We start from the raw sequence: 19,761 nt of genomic DNA, 5'->3' as shown, positions 1-19,761 counted from the left end.
TTCCGTCCCGGCGCTTTCCGGGTGTGCCTTTTACTCCGGTGCTCTTGGGTTGTGGTTTATACACGAGTCCCGGCCCCCCGGCCCGGCCCGCCGCGCCCGGGGGGCCGGCCGGGGGGGCACGTCCGGTCAGGAGGTGAACGGTGTGGAACCGTCCTCCGTGGCGATGCGCCACAGATGGTCGTCCGTGCCGGTGTCGTCCCATTGCAGGGCCTGGGCACCGGAGGAGGTGGACATGTTCTGGATGCCGAGCACCTTGCCGCTGTTCCTGTTGACGAGTTTGGCGTAACCGCCGCCGGCGTCGACGATCGACCAGAGGTGGTCGGCGGTCAGGGTGTCACCCCACTGGAGCGTGGTGGCCCCGGCGGCCGTGGAGGCGTCCTTGATGCCGAGGACCTGTCCGCTGTTGGTGTTGAAGATCTTGTAGTAGCCGTTCTCGGCGGGGACGATCTTCCACCAGTGGTTGGCGCTGGTACTGGCGGTCTGCTGCTGTACGGCGCCTCCGGGGGCGATGGAGGAGCCGTCGATGCCGAGTTCCAGGTTGCTGTTCTTGTTGGTGATCTTGACCCGTGGTGTCTCGGGGTACCAGGACTCCAGCTCGGTGACGCCGACGAACTTGCCCGCCTGCGGGGTGAAGACGACCCGGAACTGGGAGGTCGTGATCATCGGGAAGGTCACTTCGTTGGGGTTGTTGGCCACCGGGCCGGCCGGACTCTTCGTCTGGTTCGGGACGTTCACCCACGAGCCGTTGTTCAGGTACTGGACGGTGTAGCTCGCCGGGACGCGGATGTTCGCGCCGTCGTCGTAGGTGTAGAACTTCACCTCGTTGATCTTGCGGGGCGCTCCGAAGTCGACCCCGAGGTGGTCGGTGGCGTTCGGTGAGCCCGAGTTGGTCCACCGGTCGTCGGGGATCTTGTCGTAGCGGATCCAGCCGTCGGTGGCCCGTAGCGGGGCGTCGAAGGTGGTGGGCTTGCAGGTCTGGCCGCTGTGGCAGTGCGGGCCGTTGGAGACGGTGTTGGTGTAGGAGGCGAAGGCCTTCGGGAAGGGTTGGGTGACCGTGCGGCCCAGCCAGTCCTGCTCGGCGGTGAGCGGGTTGGCGGCCACGTTCACCATCCGTGCGGGCTGTGCCGGGGTGACGGGGGCGGCCACGTTCACCGTGGTGTTGCCGACCGTGGAGGACTGGTGGATGCGTACCCCGTCCTGGAAGATCTGCAGGCCGCTGCCCTTGCCGTAGTGCGTGCCGTCGCGGTCCCAGCGGATCGAGTAGGTGTGCCCGTGGTAGGGGAGGCTCTCCACCGCGAACCAGTCCCAGCCGGACGGGACCAGCGGCTTCAGCACCAGTGTGTTGTTCGCCTGTGGCTTGATGCCCAGCAGACCGGAGAGCACCAGGTCGTTGAAGCTGGAGTGGTTGTAGTGCTCGCTGAAGTTGAACCCGTCGTAGATCCACTCGCCGGTGTCACCGTTGGCGGCCTCGGCGATGTAGGGCTTGCCGTCCTTGTGCTGGAGGTCGGCGAACCGGGCCAGCATCGTCTGGTAGTCGGCCTTGGTCACGAAGTTCTGCGCGGGGTAGTCCTGGAGCAGGTTCGCCAGGCCGGTCAGGATCTGGCTGGTCTGGTACGGCCAGCTCGGGCCGTTCCAGTGGCAGCAGTTGGCGTCGTCGCGCTGCTGGGAGGCGGGGATCGCCTGGTAGTTGAAGTAGGGGTTCGTGGCGATCCGGTCGAGCTCGGCGAAGCCCGTCCCCTTGGTGAACTTCAGCGTGTTGGCCCCGGTCTTCATGGGGACCTGCACGGTGACGGACTTCGACTCCGAGAACTGCCCCCAGCTGCCGGTGGGGGCGTAACTGACGGTGATCGGGCTGGCGGTGGCGCCGTTCACGACGAGGTTGTGGGTCGACGTGCTGGTGGTGCCGTTGGCGTAGTGGACGGTCACCGGGTACGTGCCGTTGCCGGGCGCGTCCACGGTGAAGGTGACGTCACTGTCGGCGAAGTCGATCTGCCCAATGTACTTGCCGTTGGAGGCGGTCGTAGCGTTGAAGGTGTTCGCGTGGGTGACGGCGGCCTGCTCGGCCTCGTAGTCGTGCACCCGCTCCAGCGTCGTGGGCCCGAACGCCGCCCCGAACCGCTTGGAGTCCGTCAGGTATTTCCATGCCGACGAGTACTGCGCGTCGGGGAGGTTGAACGCCCAGGGGGCGTAGCCCATCGCCTCGCGCCAGGTCGTGCGGGTCTGCTTCAGTGCGCCGTTGGTGTTGTCCGTGTTGTAGACCTGCATGAAGAACTGGCGCTGTGGATCCCACAGCGAGTTCTGCACGGCGGCCTTCAGCTGCGCGGCCTTGGCGTCGTACTCGTTCGCGGTCGCCGTGTCGCCGTTCAGCGTGGAGATCTTGCTGATCGCCTGGGCCGCGCTGAACATGTACGCGTTGATGGTCGGCCGGTAACCCCGGCCGCCGCTGAACCAGTTGCTGCTGTGCATCGACGTCTCGGTGTACTCCGTGGCGTCGGACAGCGGGGTCTGGTGGAACAGGTCGCTGGAGGACTGTGTGCCGTTCACCGTGACGTCGGTGTCGAAGTTCGAGTCCCACCGCTTGTAGAGGGCGATCAGGTGGGGGAGCGCCGACTTGATCTGCGCGGCGTCACCGGTGACCAGATAGCGCTGGTACGCGGCGCTTGTGATCCACTCGCTGAAGTTCCGCGCGCCCGAGTTTCCCGCCCCGCGCAGCCAGAAGTCCAGGTAGTCACCCGCGTAGTCGCGGTTGTGCAGCCAGCGCCCGTCCAGCAGGTGATAGCCGGTCGCGTCCGGCAGAGCGGTGTACGGGTTCCCGGCGTACCCGATCGGCACGTCGTACTCGGTCGACACGTACCCGGTGCCCGGCACCGTATAGCGCAGCGCACGCTTGAAGGTGCTCCACCGGTAGTAGTAGACCTCGTCGATGTCGTTGTCGGGGGTGTCGAGGAACGGGATGTTGTCCTTGTACCACTGCCGCTCGTCGAGCTGGTTGGCGGCGAGGATCGCGTCCTTGTCCAGTGCGACGGCGTTGGGGTCGTCGGCGGCCTGGGCCGGACTCGCTCCCGGGCCGGCGCTCAGCAGGCTGACGGACAGTACCGAGCAGCACAGGGCGGCCAGCGCGCGGCTGCTGCGTCTGAGGGGGTAACGCATAGAGGTGTCCTCCATTGGGCACTCATGCGATGGTTCGATGTTCGAAATTGCGAACGTTGTTCGAAATGCTGCGTGACGGTACTGACATGGCTCACAGGAAGTCAATAGATTGGACGGCGACGATCTAAAGCGCTGTAAACGGAGAGGGTCGGATCTGATCCGGGCGATCGGCCGAGCTGCGGTCCGAAGCGACGGGAACGCGCTCACGGTGGACTGCGAGGCTCAACGGACTGCCGCGGGCTTCCTTTCAGGGGCGACGAGTTCGGAGCGCACCGTCGCGATGCTCCCCCGTCCACGACGTCCGTGGCCGGCTTGAGGCCGGTCCGCAGCCCACAGAACCTGGAGGGCGCGATGCCGTGGAAGCCGAGCTCCATGATGTCCTGGGCATCGGCCGGAAGGAGTACGGACATCCCGATCTCGGCCATGGCCGCCTCGGAACTGCTCGGCACGGTGGAGGACTCGGCCATGGAGTCACTCGGGGACTTCCCCACGCTGGTGGCGCACGCGACTGCCGTCGGGCGGCGACATCCGCACTTGACGGAGACCGTGGTGGCCTTCGCGCAGTCGGACATGCAGATCGCCCGGAGCGCCCTGGCGATGCGTCTGCCCGCCGACACCGTCGCCCATCGACTCGAACGGTGGGCAGCCCTCACGGGGGATGGAATCCGCGGAGGTTCGACGCACTGACCACATCAGTGGCGGCCTGCCGCTTCATCGGCAGCCAGGGCCTGTCGTTCGGATCGAGCAGACTTCGGGCTACGGCGCCTGACGACCGCGGATGTGGGTGCCGAGCCCCGCGGCCCAGGCGTGATCCGAACGACAGGCCCTGGCAGGGTCGCCGAAGCAGCGGCGCGTGTTCGCCGCGACGCGGTCGTACGCGGGTGCCGCCCGGCCGAGCCGTGCGCCACCCGACACCATCAGCGGCTCTCGCGTACCACCATCGCAGAACCGCCACCCCGCCGCTTCGGCTCGGCGACGGCCTCCACCCTCCCGTCCGGCAGGAACTCCAGCGCCGCCACGGCCCCGATCTCGGGAGAGGGCGTGAAGGTGCTGGGGGCGACGGCGAAGCGGTGCCCCAGGCCTTCCAGCGCAGTCCGTTCGGGCGACGTCGAACTGGTCGGCAGGCACCGCCTCACGATAGTTGTCCGAGTACCACGGAAGACGGACGCCCGGGTCACTTTCGATCTTGCCCTTCTGTGTCTGGGCGAAGCCCATGTCGTTGACCGGGGGCAACAGCACATTGCGAGGGAAGCGGCGGTCGTCGGCCCGGGAACGGCCCGGATGTCGGGGCGGGGGCGTGGCCGTCGTGGTCACGGAGATCAGGACACCGTGAATCCGTCGAACGTGGCGATGCCCCGTGCGCCGGTCCAGCCGTTGGCCGCGGTCATGAAGACCCCGACGTCCTGTGTGGCGACTGCGCCTCCCGGCGTGGCCGTGCCCACCGTCGTCCAGGTGACGCCGTCCGTGTTGACCTCCCCGGTGTACGAGGCGCCGGACCTGGTCAGCCGCAGCCGCACCGGCGCGGTGAAGGAGTTCGACAGCGCGATCGAGTCGAAACGGCCGTCGCCGTCGGCGTCCCAGCTCAGCGCGCAGCCGTTGGACGGCGTGACCGCCAGGTTCACATAGCCCGCGCTCCCCTGAGTGCCCAGGTCGTTGCGGACGACGAGGCCCGCCCGTGCCCAGCCCCCGGTCGCGTCCTGGGACGTGACCGTCACCTCGGCCACGGTTCCGTCGCCGTACGCGCCCGCCCGGTACACCGACCCGAACTCGTTGGTGGCGCCCCACAGGTCGGCCCCGGCGCCCTCGACGGCGATCTCGTCGCCGGCCTGGCCGAACACGGCATCGTTGTAGGAGACCGTGCGGTAGGGGTCGCCGACCCCGGCCGCGGCCACCAGCCGTACCGGCACGACGGCCTTCCCGCCGCCCCCGTACGCCGCCGCTGCGACGACCCGGCCGACCAGTTGCGTCGGATCACCCGCAAGGGAGACTTCGAAGCGAGCGGTGAGCGTCTCGCCGGACGCCACCGTCGCCGTGCGCACCGGGTCGAGCGGCTTCACCGTCATGCCCTCGGGGACGGTGACGGAGAGGGTCACGCCGCGCGCCGTCGCGAAGCCGTTCCTGTTGGTGAAGGTGACCGTCACCGTCGCGGGTGTGCCTTCGGTCACCGCTCCCCGGTCGGCCCCCGCGGTGAGGACGGCCTGATGGGGAGTGGCGGCGAGCAGGTCACGCACCCGGCGGGCCAGGGCGTACGGGGACCCGTGGGGCTCGGTCGGGTGCGTCTCGTGCGCGTGCGCCCAGCGGTCCTCCAGGGCGAACCAGTCGATCGTCGCCGGGTCCTTTCCACTGGCCAGCGCGTCGAAGTACGTCTTCCAGCGGGTGCGGTACAGGCCGCCGACCAGCCCCGCCCACTCTCGGTTCGCGTAGTCGTGCAGGCCCTCGTCGCTGCTGGCGCGTCCGCCCCAGGTGGTGATGAGGGAGCGGGCGTCGTATTCCAGGCGGTCCTTCTCGGCCCGGTCGGCGCCCCAGGAGCGCGCGTCGGCGAGCCACCGTCCGAGCAGGTGCGGGCCGGAGGACGCCAGCAGGTCGTCGAGGAGGTCCATCCACTCCAGCCAGGTTCGGGTCAGCCTGCCGAACAGGGCCTTCTCCCCGGCCTCGTACGCGGCCTTGATCTGTGGCAGCAGGACCCGGCTGCGGTTGGACAGGATCTGCCGGGCCACGTCGACAACGTCGTACCGGTAGGCCGAGCTGTCCCTCAACTTCGCGCTTACGGCCAGGAGTTCGGTGAGTGCGGCGTCGAAGGCCGTGGTGTCGTAGCGGTCTTTCTCCGGGCCCCAGGCGGCGGCCTTGTTCGCCGTCAGGCTCGGACGGGCACCGAACAGGCCGTCGGGTGCCTCGCTCCAGGCGTCCGCGCGGGACATGTTGTACGCGGTGTCGCGGATTGTCTGCCAGGCCGCGGCGGCGTGCCGGTCGAGGCCGCCGTAGCGGGAGAGGGCGTACGCGGCGAACCAGTCGTCCAGGTCGATGGTGCCGGGCGTCCAGGCCAGGTCGGTGAGAAGCGCGAGGGCGGGTGCGTTGTTGTCGGCGGCCTCCGGCATCGCCGCGATACCGGCGAGCGAACTGCCCTCCTTCTCACGCCACTTGGGGTACTGCTCCACCCAGTCCGGGGCGTTGGCGCCCATCGGCGTGTGGCCGCCGAAATTCCAGATGCTGCCGAAGGCGTACGGGGTGCCGTCCCAGTCGCTCTCCCGGTCGGTGACGGTGGTGTAGCGGTCCGACAGACCGTCCACGATCAGCATCCGGCTCTTGTCGACGCCGTCGAGCAGCGCCTTGGACGGGTTGGTCTGCCAGCCGAGGATCGCCCAGACGGCCCCCGGGTGGGCCTTCTGCAGCGCCGTCTCGACGGCCGTCGCGGCCTCGCCCACCGGCACGTCACCGGGGTTACCGCCCTCGTGCAGCAGGTCCATCTTGTACATCGTGCTGTCGCCGAACCGCTCCGTCTGGGCCCGGTAGAAGGCGGCGGCCACGTCGTCGAAGGCCGTGGTGCGGGGGTCGAGCCAGTCGGGGCGTTTGAAGGCGCCCCAGGTGCCCTGCGCCACCACCGCGGCGTCCCCGCCGTGGTGGGCAGGGAAGTCGTCCGGGACGGTGCCGTAGTAGCCCGGCAGGACCGGCGTCATGCCCAGGTCGCGTATCCGGTCGACGATCTTCTCGGCGAGGGCGGCACGTCGCTCTATGAGCTGCCGGGAGACCGGCCCGCCGAAACCCGACATGTTCTGCAGCAGCCACCAGGGCTGGTGGGCGGGGGCCGGGATCCAGGCGCGCAGCGCGGCGTCGGAGTAGCCGAAGCGGCGGAAGGTGTCGTAGTACACCGCGTCGCCGCCGATGTAGACGAGGACCCGGTTGACTCCGTGCACGGCCAGCACGTCCAGTTCGTGCTGCCAGGCGTCCCAGTCGCGGTAGGCGCCGGTGTAGCCCTCGTTGGTGTCGTTGAAGGCGAAGCGGTGCGGCACGTCGGCCGTTCCCGTGATCTCCTCGGCGGGCGCGGGGAGGGTGCGGGGCAGGTTCAGCTGCTCGCCGGTCCAGGAGACGGAGGCGTGCGCGGTCCGCCGCAGGTAGGTGTGGAGTCCCGCGAGCAGCACGGCGGGGCTGGTGCCCTCCACCGTGATGTGTCCGGCCCGGCCGGTGACCCGGAAGCGGTCGGTTTCGTCGTCGACGGCCCGCAGGGTGAACTGCCGGTGGTGGCCGGGAAGCAGACGCTTCAGCGCGGCTGCGGCGGGAGCTGTGTCGAACAGGGCGCCGCCGGCCGCGTACGCGCCCTGCGGGCGGGTCAGCAGCGCGGCGCCGCCCAGCGCCACCGCACCCGTGAGGATCCGTCTGCGGGTGACACCTGTGATGCCGATGATGCCGAGGTCGCCTCGTTTGTCGTGCATGAACGTCCTTCCGGGAGAGCTCAGTTGCTCGTCACGAGCGTCATGGCGAAGATGTGCAGGGCGGGGACGCCCGACTGGAGGCCGTCGCTGACCTGGGGCAGGACCAGGGAGCGCAGCTCCTTGCCGGCCGCCAGATCGACGCCGAAGGTGAAAAGGCTGACGGGGGTGTCGTCCCGGCCGGTGGCGATGTGGCGGTACGGCAGCACCACCGCGGCGGAGGAGTTCGCCCCGTACCAGTCGGGGACGGCGACCGGGAACGCCTGCTCGGTGCCGTCGGCGTAGACGACCTTGCCGTCGCCCTTGCCCTCGCCCCAGGTGCTGGTACCGAGGAAGGACAGCCGGGAACCGGAACCGGACAGCAATACGGTCTGGCCGGAGGAGACGACGTTGTCCTTGCTCCCGGGCCGGGTGTCCGGCCAGGTGAAGGGCACCCCGTCGTAGGTGGCCGTGGCACCCGGAGTCAGCCCCACCGACGCCAGGGCTTCGGCGGACAGACTGGAGTTCGAGCCGTCGATGTTCGCGACGGTGAGGGCGTCGTCGGAGGCGATCCCCGCATTGTCGAAGGCACCGGGCAGCGAGCGGTACGGCAGCAGGACGGAGGAACTGGCGCGGGTGCAGTCGGAGCCGTGGCGGTGCACGTCGAAAAGGGCGTGCGCGGTGAACACGATCCGGCCCTCGGCGTCCTCGGCGAGCCGGGTCCGCCAGGTGCGGGTCACCGACCGTCCGGGCGCGAGGCTGCCCAGGCTGTCGGGTTTCCCGGCGCCGTCCACGGCGAGATGGAGCACGGTGCCGCGCAGGACGATCCCGGTGGTGTTGGTCAGGGTGGCCGTCAGGGCCACTGCCTGGCCCGCGTCGGGGGCGGGCGGGGTGACCGTGAGCGAGACGGGCGGCGCGAGGAAGTCCTCCTCGGGGCGGTAGGTGCTCTCGGGGTAGGCGTTCACGACTCCTCCACGGTGAAGCGGTCGAACACGGCCCGGACCGTCGTACCGGGATGGTTGAGGTTCACTGCGCTCGCCACCACGCCGGCGTCCAGGGCGCCGTTCGCGGAGGGCACGGTGGCACTGGCGATCTCGTTCCAGGCGAGGCCGTTGGTGGTGGAATACGCCGTGTAGGCGGTACCGGAGCGGACCAGGCGCAGCCAGGCGGGGTGGGCGGAAGCGCCGCCGCCGGCCCAGGTGTCGAGGTGCCCGTCGCCGTCGCTGTCGGTCATGAACTCCAGGCCGTACGACTTCGACATGGTGAGCACGGCGTAGCCGCCCTTCTCCGGGGCGTTCAGGTCGTTGGCGACGGCGATCCCGTACTTGGCACTGGGGTTGTCGCTCCCGCTGAGGCCGACCGTTTTGACCTGCACCGAGCCCGACGCGGCGACGGAGCCGGGAAGGAGGATGCCGCCCTTCTCGTCACGGCCGCCGGACAGGTCACCGCCGCCCGCCCAGATGACCAACTGGCTGCCGTACTGGCCGAATCGGGCGTCGTCGGTGGTCGCGAACGTCCGGTACGGGTCCCGCACCCCGTTCGGCTCGTAGGGCACGCTGACGGTCTTCGCGGACCGCGCGCAGTCGGCGCTGCGCCCGTCCACGTCGAAGAGGAGGTGTGCGGTGAACGCGATGTCCCCGGCGACGTCGGCCGGCATGGACGTGCGCCAGCTGCGGGTGACCTTCGCGCCGCGGCGCAGATCACCGAGCGGGATGGTGCGTGCGGCGGTCGTCGCGCCCGGGTCGACCAGGTACAGGACGGCGCCGCGCAACGGGAACGGGCAGTCGTTGACGAGGACGGCGGTGGCGGTGACCGCGTCACCGGCCGCCGGTTCGGCGGGTTCGGTGGCGACGGTGAGGGTGGGGCCCAGGGTGCCCGTTCGCGTGCTCACGCCGCTCACCGCCGTTCCCAGTCGACCGTGAAGGTGTTGGCGAGCTCGCTGGGCAGGGTGTCCGGGACGGTGATGTGCACCTTGCCGTCGGAACGGGACCATTTCAGCGGGCGGTTGTGGCCGAGCAGCCGGATCCGCGAGGTCGCGGAAAGAGGGATGTCCGCGGGCACGGAGAGGGTGCCGCTGGGGGCGCCCAGCACGATGATGTTGAACTTGCCCGGGGTGACCGTGTAGCGGATGCCGAAGGCGCTGCCCTCCTCCTCGGCCCGCACCCAGGGCGTCGAGCCGTAGATCGCGGGCCCGTTGACCTTCAGCCAGGCGCCGATGTCCAGCAGGCGCCGCTGCATCACGTCGGGAATGGTGCCGTCCGGCTTCGGCCCGATGTTGAGCAGCAGGTTGCCGTTCTTGCTGGTGACGTCGGCGAGCAGATGGACGAGGAATTCGGAGGTCTTGTAGTCCTCCTCGATCTCGAACTTGTTGTAGCCCCAGGAGTAGCCCATCGTGATGCAGCACTCCCACTTCTGGGGGTCCATCGTGGGGTTGGTGCGCTGTTCGTAGGTCGCGAAGTCGAAGTGCGTGTCGAAGCGGTCGTTGACCACGACCCCCTTCGGCCTTCTGCGGTTCTTGGCCTGGTTGTAGTAGTGGGAGATGGGCTCCTCGCTGCGCCACGGCGGTTCGCCGGTCGGCCGGAACCACTGGCCGTCCGCCCACAGCAGTTCCGGGTCGTAGCGGTCGACGATCTCGTACAGCTGCTTCAGTTCGTAGTCGCCGATGTAGTCGTCGACCGGCCGGTAGCCGGTCATCGGGACCTCTGCACCGGTGTAGAAGTTCTTCATCGGCCGCCCGATCGCCGGGTTGAAGAACTCGCCGAGCGAGTAGTACAGGCCGGGCCGTACCGTGCCGCGCCTGCGCGCGGCCGTCATCAGCTCGCCGACCAGGTCACGCTTCGGGCCGTGGTTCCCGGAGTGACGGTCCGTCACCTTGCTCGGCCACAGGGCGAATCCGTCGTGGTGCTTGCTGGTCAGCGTGAAGTACTCGGCACCCGCCTGCTCGAACAGCCGCACCCAGGCGTCCGGGTCGTAGTTCTCGGCCGTGAACTGTGGGATGAAGTCGTCGTAGAGGAAGTCCTGGCCGTAGGTGTCGCGGTGGTACTTCCAGGTGGGATCGGTGTTGAAGCTCTGGTACCAGAGATACCACTCGGCGGCCATCTGTCGGGCGGAGCCGGCCGGGACCGAGTAGACGCCCCAGTGGACGAAGATGCCGAACTTGGCGTCCTTGTACCAGCGCGGTACGGGGTGGGCGTCGAGGGACGCCCTGGTGGGCTCGTAGTCGGGGATGCCGCCGGTGATCGCCTGGGCGGCGCCGGGTGGGGCCAGCAGCACTGCTGAGCCGAGAGCAGTGGCCGTGGTCAGGAAGCGTCTACGGCTGACGTTCACGGGAGGCCTCTCAGTCGGTGGTCACTCAGTCGGTGGTCGCTCAGTCGGTGGTCGCGAAGGAGTCGAATACGGCTGTGGTGGTCTGGCCGGGGTGGTCGAGGTTGACCGCGCTCGCGACCATCCCGGCGTCGAGGCCGGCGTCGTCGGCGGCGGACGGCACGGTCGCGGTTCCGATCCGCTGCCAGACGATGCCGTCGGTACTGGCGTACGCGGTGTAGGCGGTGCCGTCGCGGGTGAGCCTGAGCCAGGCCGGGTGGTACGAGGCGCCGCCGCCCGCCCAGGTGTCGAGGTGCCCGTCGCCGTCGCTGTCGGTCATGAACTCCACGCCGTACGACTTGGACATGGTCAGCACCGCGTATCCACCGTTCTCCGGGGCGGTCAGGTCGTTGGCGACGGCGATCCCGGCCTTGGCGGAGGGGCCGCTGCCGGTCTGGCCGACGAGGCGGGCGGCGAGGCCGCCCGAGGCGGGTACGGCGTCCGGCACATGGACGGCGGCCTTCTCGTCCGTCCAGCCGGCCAGGTCCCGACCACCTGCCCAGATCGCGAACTGGCCTCCGCTCTGGGCGTATTGGGCGTCCTCGGCAGTGGCGAACGTCCGGTACGGGGGCTGGACGGGGGACGGGACGGGGGTGACGTCGGCGGTCACCCTGTCGGTGTCGTGGCGCGTCCGGCCGCCCTGCCGGAAGGAGGTGCCCACACCGATGTCGTACGGCCCCCATGCCGCGTCGGCAGACGGGGTGACGCGCCAGGTGACGGCGTGACTCCCGCCAGGGGCGAGGGAGTCGGTGCCCGACATTCCCTCCGCCTCGGCGGTCCAGCCGGCCGGCAGGCGCAGCCCGGTGGTGACCCGGGTGACCGCCTTTGCGCCGGTGTTGGTGACCGTCGCGGTGATCTCCGTGGCACGGCCGGCCTGGAGACCCGGGCGGTACGGGGTGAGCCGGACGCGGGCCGAGGGACAACCGCGGGCCGCCCCGAGACCGGCGAGGTCGACCGCGTCGGCGAACGCCTTCATCCCGGTGTCGTTGGGATGCAGATGGTCACCGGAGTCGAACGCGGCGGCGTACCGGGTGGGATCGTCCGGATCCCGTACCGCCTTGTCGAAGTCGGCGTAGCCGTCGAAGACGCCGCCGTCGCGCACGAACGCGTTGACCTGCTGCCGGTCGGCCTCCTTGGCCTCGGTCCAGTAGTCGCCCCAGCCCCGGTACGGGACCACGGTCGCGCCGATCACCCGCAGCCCACGGGCGTGGGCCCGCCGCGCGATCTCCTTCATACCGCCGATCACCTGGTCGCCGGTGGCGCCGCCCCAGCTGAGGTCGTTGACGCCCTCGAAGAGGATCACCGTCCGGGCTCCCGGCTGGGACAGCACATCGCGCTCCAGCCGCTCCGGTGCCGAGGGGTTGCCGTCGGTCCCGGCCGTGATGCGGTTACCGCTGATGCCCGCGTTCAGTACTCCGGCGGGGGAGGTACAGGCCGACAGCCGGGCCGCCAGGTAGTCGGGCCAGCGCCGGTTGGCGTCCGAGGTGGAGGAGGCGCCGTCGGTGATGGAGTCGCCGAGCGCGACGACGGAGCTCTGCGCGGGTCCACCCCGCACGTCGACACCGGTGAGGAACGGGAAGGTGGAGTCGGTCGTGGTGAACGCGTCGCCGCCGGCGTCCCCGGCGTGGTCGCCGCTGCCGTCGGGCGTCCAGTAGACGGTCTGGAGGCCCATCCAGTGCTGGCTGACGTGGGTGAGCCTGCCGGGGAAGTACAGGCTGACCACCAGATCGCCACGGGCCGCGACGGGAATCCGTACCCCGTCGCTCGCTGCCTGCCCCCCGGCCGGGATCGTCACGTCCCTCTTCCCGCCGAACGTGAGATCGCGCGGGCGGCCGGACACTGACGAGCCGCTCGCGCGCCGCCCCACGGTCGCGTGTCCGATCGTCACCGGCTGGTCGGTGAACTCGTTGGTCAACCGGATCCGGACGCTCGTCCCGCCCGCGCTGACGTGCACCGGGATCCGCACGGTCACCTCCGAGGCGCCCGGGTCGTACGAGGCGTGCTGCGCGGTCGCCCAGGTCCCCGTCCAGTCCTGCTGCGGAACCCCGGCCGAGGCTGGAGTCGCCGGGAGGAGGGCCGCCAGGACGGCCGCGAGGGAGGCGCATCTTCTTGGCAGGGACATCAGGAACCGTCCCCACAGGTCAGCTTGGCGTCGGCCCGGTCGGCGTGATCGAGGGCGTTGCCGTCCCCGGCGTCCGCGACGACGAGTTCGAGCCGGCGCGCGCCTGTCACGTCGACGTCGATCTTCTTCGTCGCGGTGTCCCGGTCGACGGTGCCGCTCTCGTGGACGGGGGTTTCCTCGGCGAGGACGGTGTAGGCGACGGTGGCCGGGCCGTCGGACCGGCCATAGGTCTCCTGGTCGAGGCCGAGCGCGGCGTGGAAGGTGGTGCAGGTGCCGCCGAGCCACACCTGCACGCTGCCGGCGGCGTCGGTGCCGAGGCCCTTTTCGTACTCGGTGTCGTGGAGAGTGAGTGGCAGCCACCACTCGCCCTTGCAGAAGGAGTTGTACTGGTCCAGCTCGCCGACGAAGTCCAGGCCCTCGCCGCCCGCGTACTGCGTCATCGGCTCGTTGCCCACCAGGGGCACGGTGATGCCGTCGGCCCGCACCTGCTTGGACAGTTCGACGATGTAGTCGCGGCCTTCGGGGTCGTACAACTCGTTCTCGACCTGGTAGAGCAGCACCGGTCCGGTGCCGTCGGTGACCTGGCGGCGGGCGAGGATCCCGTCGATCTCCCTGAGCCACTCGCGGGCGGCGTCGAGGTATTCGGGGTCGGTGGAGCGGGCCTGTCCCTTCTGCGTCATCAGCCGGCCGGGGAAGCCTCCGCCGTCCGTCTCGGCGTTGATGTACGGGCCCGGCCGGGCGATGACGCAAAGCCCGGCCTCCTCGGCCATGTCGAGGAGCTTGTCGACGTCACGGACACCGGTGAAGTCGTAACGGTCCTTCGCCGGGGAGTGGAAGCCCCAGTCGAAGTAGATCGAGACGGCGTTCATGCCGCTCGCCTTGATCTTCTGCAGCACGTCGCGCCACAGGTCGGGGCTGGGGAGCCGCCAGTAGTGGAACTCACCGGACCAGACGAAGAGCCGCTCGCCGTCGACCTTGACGGAGTACTTGTCGTAACTGACCGTGTGGGGTGTGGGGTTGGCGGCTGCGGCGGCCGGGACGGTGGCGGTGGCGGGGGCGGGCACCGCCACGGTCAGGATCGCGAGCAGCGCGGCGGCCAACGCTCCGGCCAGTACGGTTCGCACTCGTCCGATGCGGGCGAGGTTCACGAGGTGCCTCCCGTGCAGGCCAGTTTGGCGTCGGCCCAGTCGGCGTGGTCCGTCGAGACATCGCCGTCCCCGTCGACCAGCAGGTCCAGCCAGCGGGCGTCGGTCACGTCCACGTCGATTCCGGTGCCGCCGTCGGAGCCGTGCACCACCGGGGTCGTGGTGAGGGAGTGGCCGTCGGCGATCACCTGGAAGGAGACGCTGCCGCTGTCACCGACCTCGTCGTCCACCCCGGCCGTGGCGGTGAAGCGGGTGCAGCCGCCGCCGAGATAGACCCGGATCCGGCTGTTCGCGTGTACGCCGAGTCCCTTGGCGTAGGTGGTGCCGCCGATGCTCAGGGGGCGTCCGTCGCCGGCCACGGACTCCCCGTTGGAGGCGTCCCTTTCCACCGGGCCCCAGCCGTTGACCGCCGTGACCAGGGTCAGGTCGCTCACATAGGAGTCGGCGGACAGCCCCGGCGGTGGCACCTGCACGGCCCGTACACCGGTGACCGTGCCGGGACGGCCGGGCTGGGTGAGGTCGGCGGTCGCGGACAGGACGGTGTAGTGGACGGGGTCGCGGGGCGGGGTGACGGTGTAGGCGGCGGTCACCGTGTCACCGGGCCGGACCCGGTCGAAACGGGTGGCGTCGTCGGTGGTGGCGCCCCAGCCGTCCGGGACCCTCAGCGCGAGCTCGACGTTCCGGGCGGTCGGTGCGTCCTTCGGCACGCTGAGGGTGACGGGGACCTTGGCGGCGGTGCCGGTGCTCAGGAACGGCTCGGCGTCGACGGTGACACGGGCGCCCGCGGTCGGCATGGCGTACGTCTTGGCGTCGTACGAGGGCGCGGCCACCGTACCGGCCTTGATCCCGCCCGCCGAGGCGCCGAGGTCGACGAACTTCGCCGAACCCGGGCCCGCACCGGCCTCGGTGGACCACACGGCCAGGGCGATGGTGTTGGCGCCCTGCTCGCGCAGGATGCCCTTGGGGATGACGAACCGCGTCTGGGGTCCGATGTCCGGCAGGTAGCGGCCGACCAGCCAGCCGTTGACGAAGATCTGGGCGCGGTAGCCGGTGCTGCCGTCGTTGGCCAGATCGAGTGCGAGCGCGTTGTCCTGGCCCTGCGGCAGGTCGAGCCGGGCGGAGGTGCGGTACCAGCGCACGCCGGGCCCGGTTCTGCCCGTCTGCTGAGAGAGAGCGGTGTTCTTCCAGCCGGCGTCGGGGTATCCCGGGAGCGACCAGCCGGCCCGCTCCCCGTACAGCCCGCCGTTGTTGTAAGGGCCGCGGGCGGTGTCGACCGGATCCTCGCCGCCCCGGTTGCCCTGCATCTTCCAGGTGAGGGTCGAGGCCCCGCCGATCACCTCGGCGCCGAGCAGACCGCGCGGCTCCTTGGAGTAGTCGTGGCCCCATTCCTCGTTGTGGCCCGCGTTCTCCACAAGGACGGAGAGGACGTTGTCCCCGCCGGCCTTCAGCGTGTCCGCCGGGATGCCGAAGGTGTGCGCGCCGCTGCCGGAGCTGCCGAGGTAGCGGCCGCCCAGCCAGACCGCGTACTGGCCGGTGGCACCGGTCCTGGCGTCGAGTGCGAGCGCGGTCGCGGCACCGGTGGTCCTGAACCGGCCGCGGTACCAGACGTCGCCGTGGTGGTAGCCGTACTCGTCCATCGCGAGGACCGGCAACGACCCTGCCAGTTCAGGGTTGTCGGCGGTGAGGTGGTCTGCGGTGGTCCAGGTGGTGTCGTCGAAGTCCGGGGCGGCCTCCGGCGCCTCCTCTTTGTACTTCCAGGTCGTCAGCGCGGGCAGCTGGACCGGGCGCGGCGCCTGGGTGACGGAGACCTTGCGGCCGTTCCACGTCACCTTCTTGGCCTCCGCGATGACCTCGAGCTTCGCGGCCTTGGTGGAATCGCCGGTCAACTTCAGGGTGCCACCGGCCTGTTCGGCGGTACGGACGAGGGACGGGCCCCGCACGAGAACCGGGCCCGCTGCGGTGTCCTGCCGCCACCAGTGGGCGGTCTCGGCGGTGTCGGCGATCAGCAGCTCCAGGCCGTTGACCAGCACGCGGGCCAGGCCGTTGTGCGTGTAGTCCAGGCGCAGATCGCCGCGTTCGGCGTCCCAGGCGGTGGTGACCTCGCCGTCGAGGACGGTCACCTCGGGCCGCGCGGAGTACCGCAGCACGGTCTCACCGGGCTCGCCCGCACGCCCGTACAGCAGCGCCACGTCCCGGTCGCCGATCCGGGCGTGCGTCATGATCTCCGAGGTGGAGTAGACGAGCCGCTGACTCTCGCTCAAGTCGTAACCGGCTACGAGGAGTTTGGCGTCCCGGCCGTCGACGGTGATCGTTCCCTGCTGGGGCACACGCGGATAGTCGCCGTCCGCGCCCTTCAGGGAAAGGGTCGTCTCGTTCTTGTCCTTCACGCGAGTGTCGGCGTGCCGGACGGTGAAGAACTGGGTGCCGTCGTCGGGGCTGACGCGCCGGTCGACACGCAGGGCGTCGTCCGACGGGACGGGCGCCTCCGCCTTGTCCGTGCGCGCCAGCGAGGTCACCGAGTTGACCAGGTACCCGAGGCGCTTGAACTCCTGGTACTTGTCCGTCAGTTGGCGGGACTCGTTGATCGGGGCCCCGTAGTCGTACGACGTGTAGACCGCGTTGGGGTCGGCGAGCCAGCCCCAGTTGGTGCCGCCGTACGTCATGTAGAAGGACTGGCCGCTCACCCCGGCGGCGATGTTCATCTTGCTGAACACCCGGGTGAAGTCGGTGCCGGTGAGTTTCGCGCAGTCCTGGTATCCGGTGCCGCCCCACGGGTCGAAGGCGCCGCCCTGCGCCTCCGGGATGATCAGCGGGGACTCGGGCTTCCACGCGTTGACGTACGAATAGTCGGGCAGGTTCTTCCAGGTGTCGGGGTCCTTGCAGTCGAAGCCCTGCGGGTAGGCGTCGAAGCCGTAGATGTCCGGGGCGCCCTTTCCGCTGACCCAGTTCCGGTTGGCGCCGCCGTCGTTGACGAAGGTCGGGACGTCGATGCCGTCCGCACGCGCCCAGTCGATGAGGGTCTGCATGTAGTCGGCGTCCTGTCGACCGCCCTGGTACTCGTTCTCGATCTGATAGAGGATCACATTGCCTGTGCCACGGGTGAGTTGGTGGCGCGCGATGATCGGGTTGATGCGGCTCATCCACTCCCGGGCCGCCTTCATGTACTCCGGCTCGGAGGTGCGGTTCACGCCGGCCTGTGTCTTGCGCCAGGCGGGCATGCCGCCGCCGGAGACCTCCGCGTTGATGTACGGGCCCGGGCGGGCGATGACGTACAGGCCCGCGCGCTCGGCCTCGTCGAGCAGTCGCTCCACGTCGCGGATGCCGGTGAAGTCGTAGGAACCGGGCTTGGCCGAGTGGTAGCCCCAGTCGAAGTAGAGCGAGACCGCGTTGAATCCTCCCGCCTTGATCTTCTGGAGTACGTCGCGCCACGCGTCGGGGCTGGGCAGCCGGAAGTAGTGGAACTCGGCGCCCCAGAGGTACAGGGGCTTGCCGTCGACCTGCACGGAGTACTGGTCGTAGGTGACGGTGTGCGGGGCCGGGGCCTGCGCTTCGGCCTGGGCGGGGGTTGCGACACGTGCACTGGTCAGGGGCATGACAGCCAGAGCCGTGGCGAGCAGCAGGGACTTCCCCTTCACCCTCATGACGTCAGCCCCTTCACGACGGCCGCCCGCGCGGTCTCGATGTCGCCCACGTCCTTCGTCCGGCCGTCGAGGTTCCGGGTCGCGGTGGTGAGCGCCTCGGTCAGCGCGTCGCTGTCGGCGCCGCCGTCCTTGTCCCGCAACTGGGCGATGAGTTCGTAGTCCTCGATGCCCTCCTTCAGCTGCTCCCAGCGGATGCTGGACATCGGGCCGTCCTTGCCCGGATAGACGAGGTACTCGTCGCCCTGCGTGAAGATGTGCACCGGCTGCTTGAAGGGGTCGCTGGTCCAGCTGTTGTACGACCAGCGCAGGAAACCGTCCAGGTTCCTCTGGGCGGAGATCCACGGCAGCATTCGCGACTCGACGGCGGGCGAGTACGACAGCGTGTTGGGGTGCGCCGGCGAGCCGTACACGTAGAAGGTCGTGATCTTGCCGGCCTTGCGCCGCTCCGCCGCCTTCTCCTTCGTCATCGCGTCGATGCCGCCCCAGTCGACGGACAGGTTGGACGCCACGCCCTCGGTGCTGATCGAACCGGCCACCGAGATACGGCCGTCGAAGACCGGCGCGACCTCGTGGACGAAGTCCTTGACGACCCTCATGGTGTCGATGGGCCGCTCGTCGAAGGACAGCCAGGTGTCCTCCAGCCAGCTCTTCGCCTTCAGGTGCTTCTCGAAGGCCGGAAGAAACGCTCCCCACGCCTTCCGCCAGCGGTCGCCGCCCAGGTCGACGTTCTCGTAGACGGTTCTGCCGGTGCTGGTGTCGGTGTAGGTGAGGTGCTCCTGGTCCTGGAACGCCAGCATGGAGAAGGCGCCGATGCCGGGCCCCAGACCGGCGCGTCGGGCGGTCTGGACATACTTGTCCCAGCGGCCGAAGTCGAAGGAGAACGTCTTTCCGTTCCAGCTCCAGCCCACCATGCTGGTGTACGGCGTGGCCGTCTGCGACTCCCGGGTGCCGAGCGACCACTGGTGGTGCCAGGGGTTGTCGACGATGGTGGTGTTGATGACCTTCTGGCCGCGCGAGGCCAGGTCGCGGTCGTACTTCTCGATCAGCTTCCAGTGCTGGTCGGACCAGAGCCTGACGCCGTGGTTCTTGGCGATCGTCTCCGGCTGGGCCCACACGTCGAGGAAGAAGTCGTAGTCCTCCGGGTCGGGCACGCTCGCGTCGGCGACCTCGACGGTCAGCGGATAACTGGCCTGGGCGCGGCCGTCGGCGTCGACCTTCACCGTGCCGGTGTAGGTGCCGGGTCTGGCTTTCTCGGGGATGCGGAAGGTGAACCACAGCGGCTGCGCCGCGTACGCGGGCACGTCCACGGAGTCCCGCTCCTCCAGTGCGTCGCCGACCACGTCGGGGTTGCGGTCGCCGGACACCTCCTTTCCGGAACTGACCTGGTCGATGGTGGCGGACCAGTCGACCTCGCTCTTGGAGCGCTGCACAGGCACGTACTTGACGAACCGGACCTGGGCGTCGGCACCGGACAGCTTCGCGCCGCCGGGCCCGGTGAGGTCACCGACCACGGCCGTGACGTCGTCGAGGTTGTGGCCGGAGGCGATCGCCAGTTGCGCCGATACCTGCTCGTTGCGCACGGCGGAGAGCTTCAGTTCCTTGGTGTCCTTGCCCTCGACGGCGGTCATCGGGTAGCGCGGGACCCGTTCCTCCGCGGAGCCGGCGAAGGAGCCGGTGGGAACCCAGGTGATGGTGTCCCTGGTGCCCATGGCGTCGGCGACCTTGACGGTCAGCCAGGTGGTGGTGGCTTTGGAATTGAGGTCGGTGCCGGTGGCCGTCGTACCGGTGACGGCGATCGCGGTAGTGCTCGCGGCCACGACCACGCCTGCGACGAAGCCGGCGACAGCTGAGGACGTACGTGCCATGGGGCTGGGTTCCCTCTCTCACGGACGTGCGGGGGCGGCCCCCGGCAGGCCTCTGGGGGGAAGGCCTGCGGG

At 69.7% G+C, this 19,761-nt stretch carries 11 protein-coding genes and 1 pseudogene; 1 reads left to right on the top strand and 11 read right to left on the bottom strand.

Annotation, left to right across the window (positions count from 1 at the left end; all coding sequences use genetic code 11):
* Positions 1-126 precede the first annotated feature (126 nt).
* Positions 127-3,150, bottom strand: a complete 3,024-nt coding sequence (locus AB0J04_RS18980) for an RICIN domain-containing protein (RefSeq protein WP_363169622.1) — start codon at positions 3,148-3,150, stop codon at positions 127-129.
* Positions 3,151-3,501: 351 nt separating this feature from the next.
* Between AB0J04_RS18980 and AB0J04_RS18975 the strand changes: the two genes are divergently transcribed.
* Positions 3,502-3,837: a hypothetical protein gene (locus tag AB0J04_RS18975; protein ID WP_363169621.1), complete on the top strand. Its 336-nt coding sequence runs from the start codon at positions 3,502-3,504 to the stop codon at positions 3,835-3,837.
* 230 nt (positions 3,838-4,067) lie between these two features.
* Here the strand turns inward: AB0J04_RS18975 and AB0J04_RS18970 are convergent, their stop codons facing one another.
* The 10 genes and pseudogenes from AB0J04_RS18970 to AB0J04_RS18925 form a co-directional block, all read right to left on the bottom strand.
* Positions 4,068-4,286 carry a hypothetical protein gene (locus AB0J04_RS18970; RefSeq protein WP_363169629.1) on the bottom strand — a complete coding sequence of 73 codons (219 nt, stop codon included), beginning with the start codon at positions 4,284-4,286 and terminating at the stop codon, positions 4,068-4,070.
* 183 nt (positions 4,287-4,469) lie between these two features.
* Positions 4,470-7,577, bottom strand: a complete 3,108-nt coding sequence (locus tag AB0J04_RS18965) for an alpha-N-acetylglucosaminidase TIM-barrel domain-containing protein (RefSeq protein ID WP_363169620.1) — start codon at positions 7,575-7,577, stop codon at positions 4,470-4,472.
* 20 nt (positions 7,578-7,597) lie between these two features.
* Positions 7,598-8,518 (bottom strand): beta-glucosidase, encoded by a 921-nt coding sequence (locus AB0J04_RS18960; RefSeq protein WP_363169619.1) that lies wholly within the window; start codon positions 8,516-8,518, stop codon positions 7,598-7,600.
* Positions 8,515-9,444 carry a hypothetical protein gene (locus AB0J04_RS18955; protein ID WP_363169618.1) on the bottom strand — a complete coding sequence of 310 codons (930 nt, stop codon included), beginning with the start codon at positions 9,442-9,444 and terminating at the stop codon, positions 8,515-8,517. The genes AB0J04_RS18960 and AB0J04_RS18955 overlap by 4 nt, the downstream gene beginning before the upstream one ends.
* 5 nt (positions 9,445-9,449) lie before the next feature.
* Complete coding sequence (locus AB0J04_RS18950; RefSeq protein ID WP_363169617.1) at positions 9,450-10,880, bottom strand: alpha-L-fucosidase; 1,431 nt, start codon at positions 10,878-10,880, stop codon at positions 9,450-9,452.
* Positions 10,881-10,920: 40 nt separating this feature from the next.
* Positions 10,921-13,038 (bottom strand): GDSL-type esterase/lipase family protein, encoded by a 2,118-nt coding sequence (locus AB0J04_RS18945; RefSeq protein ID WP_363169616.1) that lies wholly within the window; start codon positions 13,036-13,038, stop codon positions 10,921-10,923.
* Positions 13,038-13,478 (bottom strand): NPCBM/NEW2 domain-containing protein, encoded by a 441-nt coding sequence (locus AB0J04_RS18940; RefSeq protein WP_363169628.1) that lies wholly within the window; start codon positions 13,476-13,478, stop codon positions 13,038-13,040. The genes AB0J04_RS18945 and AB0J04_RS18940 overlap by 1 nt, the downstream gene beginning before the upstream one ends.
* Positions 13,479-13,484: 6 nt before the next feature.
* Positions 13,485-14,102, bottom strand: a pseudogene (locus AB0J04_RS18935) (beta-galactosidase); the annotation flags it as partial.
* Between the two features lie 80 nt (positions 14,103-14,182).
* The gene (locus tag AB0J04_RS18930; RefSeq protein WP_363169615.1) at positions 14,183-17,824 is read right to left on the bottom strand and encodes a beta-galactosidase; all 3,642 of its coding nucleotides are present in this window, start codon (positions 17,822-17,824) and stop codon (positions 14,183-14,185) included.
* The gene (locus tag AB0J04_RS18925) at positions 17,821-19,689 is read right to left on the bottom strand and encodes a glycoside hydrolase domain-containing protein (RefSeq protein WP_363169614.1); all 1,869 of its coding nucleotides are present in this window, start codon (positions 19,687-19,689) and stop codon (positions 17,821-17,823) included. The genes AB0J04_RS18930 and AB0J04_RS18925 overlap by 4 nt, the downstream gene beginning before the upstream one ends.
* Positions 19,690-19,761: the final 72 nt, after the last annotated feature.

Origin of the sequence: Streptomyces sp. NPDC050263 (assembly GCF_040655955.1) — a bacterium.
In the GTDB taxonomy this organism is placed as follows: Bacteria; Actinomycetota; Actinomycetes; order Streptomycetales; family Streptomycetaceae; genus Streptomyces.
Note: the sequence above shows the minus strand (reverse complement) of the source record. Positions and strands in the feature narration are given on the sequence as shown.

What these genes read in the sequence shown, in the direction of transcription:
- AB0J04_RS18980 (WP_363169622.1), bottom strand. Translation starts at nt 3,150, where the DNA reads ATGCGTTACCCCCTCAGACGCAGCAGCCGCGCGCTGGCCGCCCTGTGC.
- AB0J04_RS18940 (WP_363169628.1), bottom strand. Translation starts at nt 13,478, where the DNA reads ATGACGCAGTACGCGGGCGGCGAGGGCCTGGACTTCGTCGGCGAGCTG.
- AB0J04_RS18925 (WP_363169614.1), bottom strand. Translation starts at nt 19,689, where the DNA reads ATGGCACGTACGTCCTCAGCTGTCGCCGGCTTCGTCGCAGGCGTGGTC.
- AB0J04_RS18975 (WP_363169621.1), top strand. Translation starts at nt 3,502, where the DNA reads ATGCCGTGGAAGCCGAGCTCCATGATGTCCTGGGCATCGGCCGGAAGG.
- AB0J04_RS18965 (WP_363169620.1), bottom strand. Translation starts at nt 7,577, where the DNA reads ATGCACGACAAACGAGGCGACCTCGGCATCATCGGCATCACAGGTGTC.
- AB0J04_RS18930 (WP_363169615.1), bottom strand. Translation starts at nt 17,824, where the DNA reads ATGAGGGTGAAGGGGAAGTCCCTGCTGCTCGCCACGGCTCTGGCTGTC.
- AB0J04_RS18945 (WP_363169616.1), bottom strand. Translation starts at nt 13,038, where the DNA reads ATGTCCCTGCCAAGAAGATGCGCCTCCCTCGCGGCCGTCCTGGCGGCC.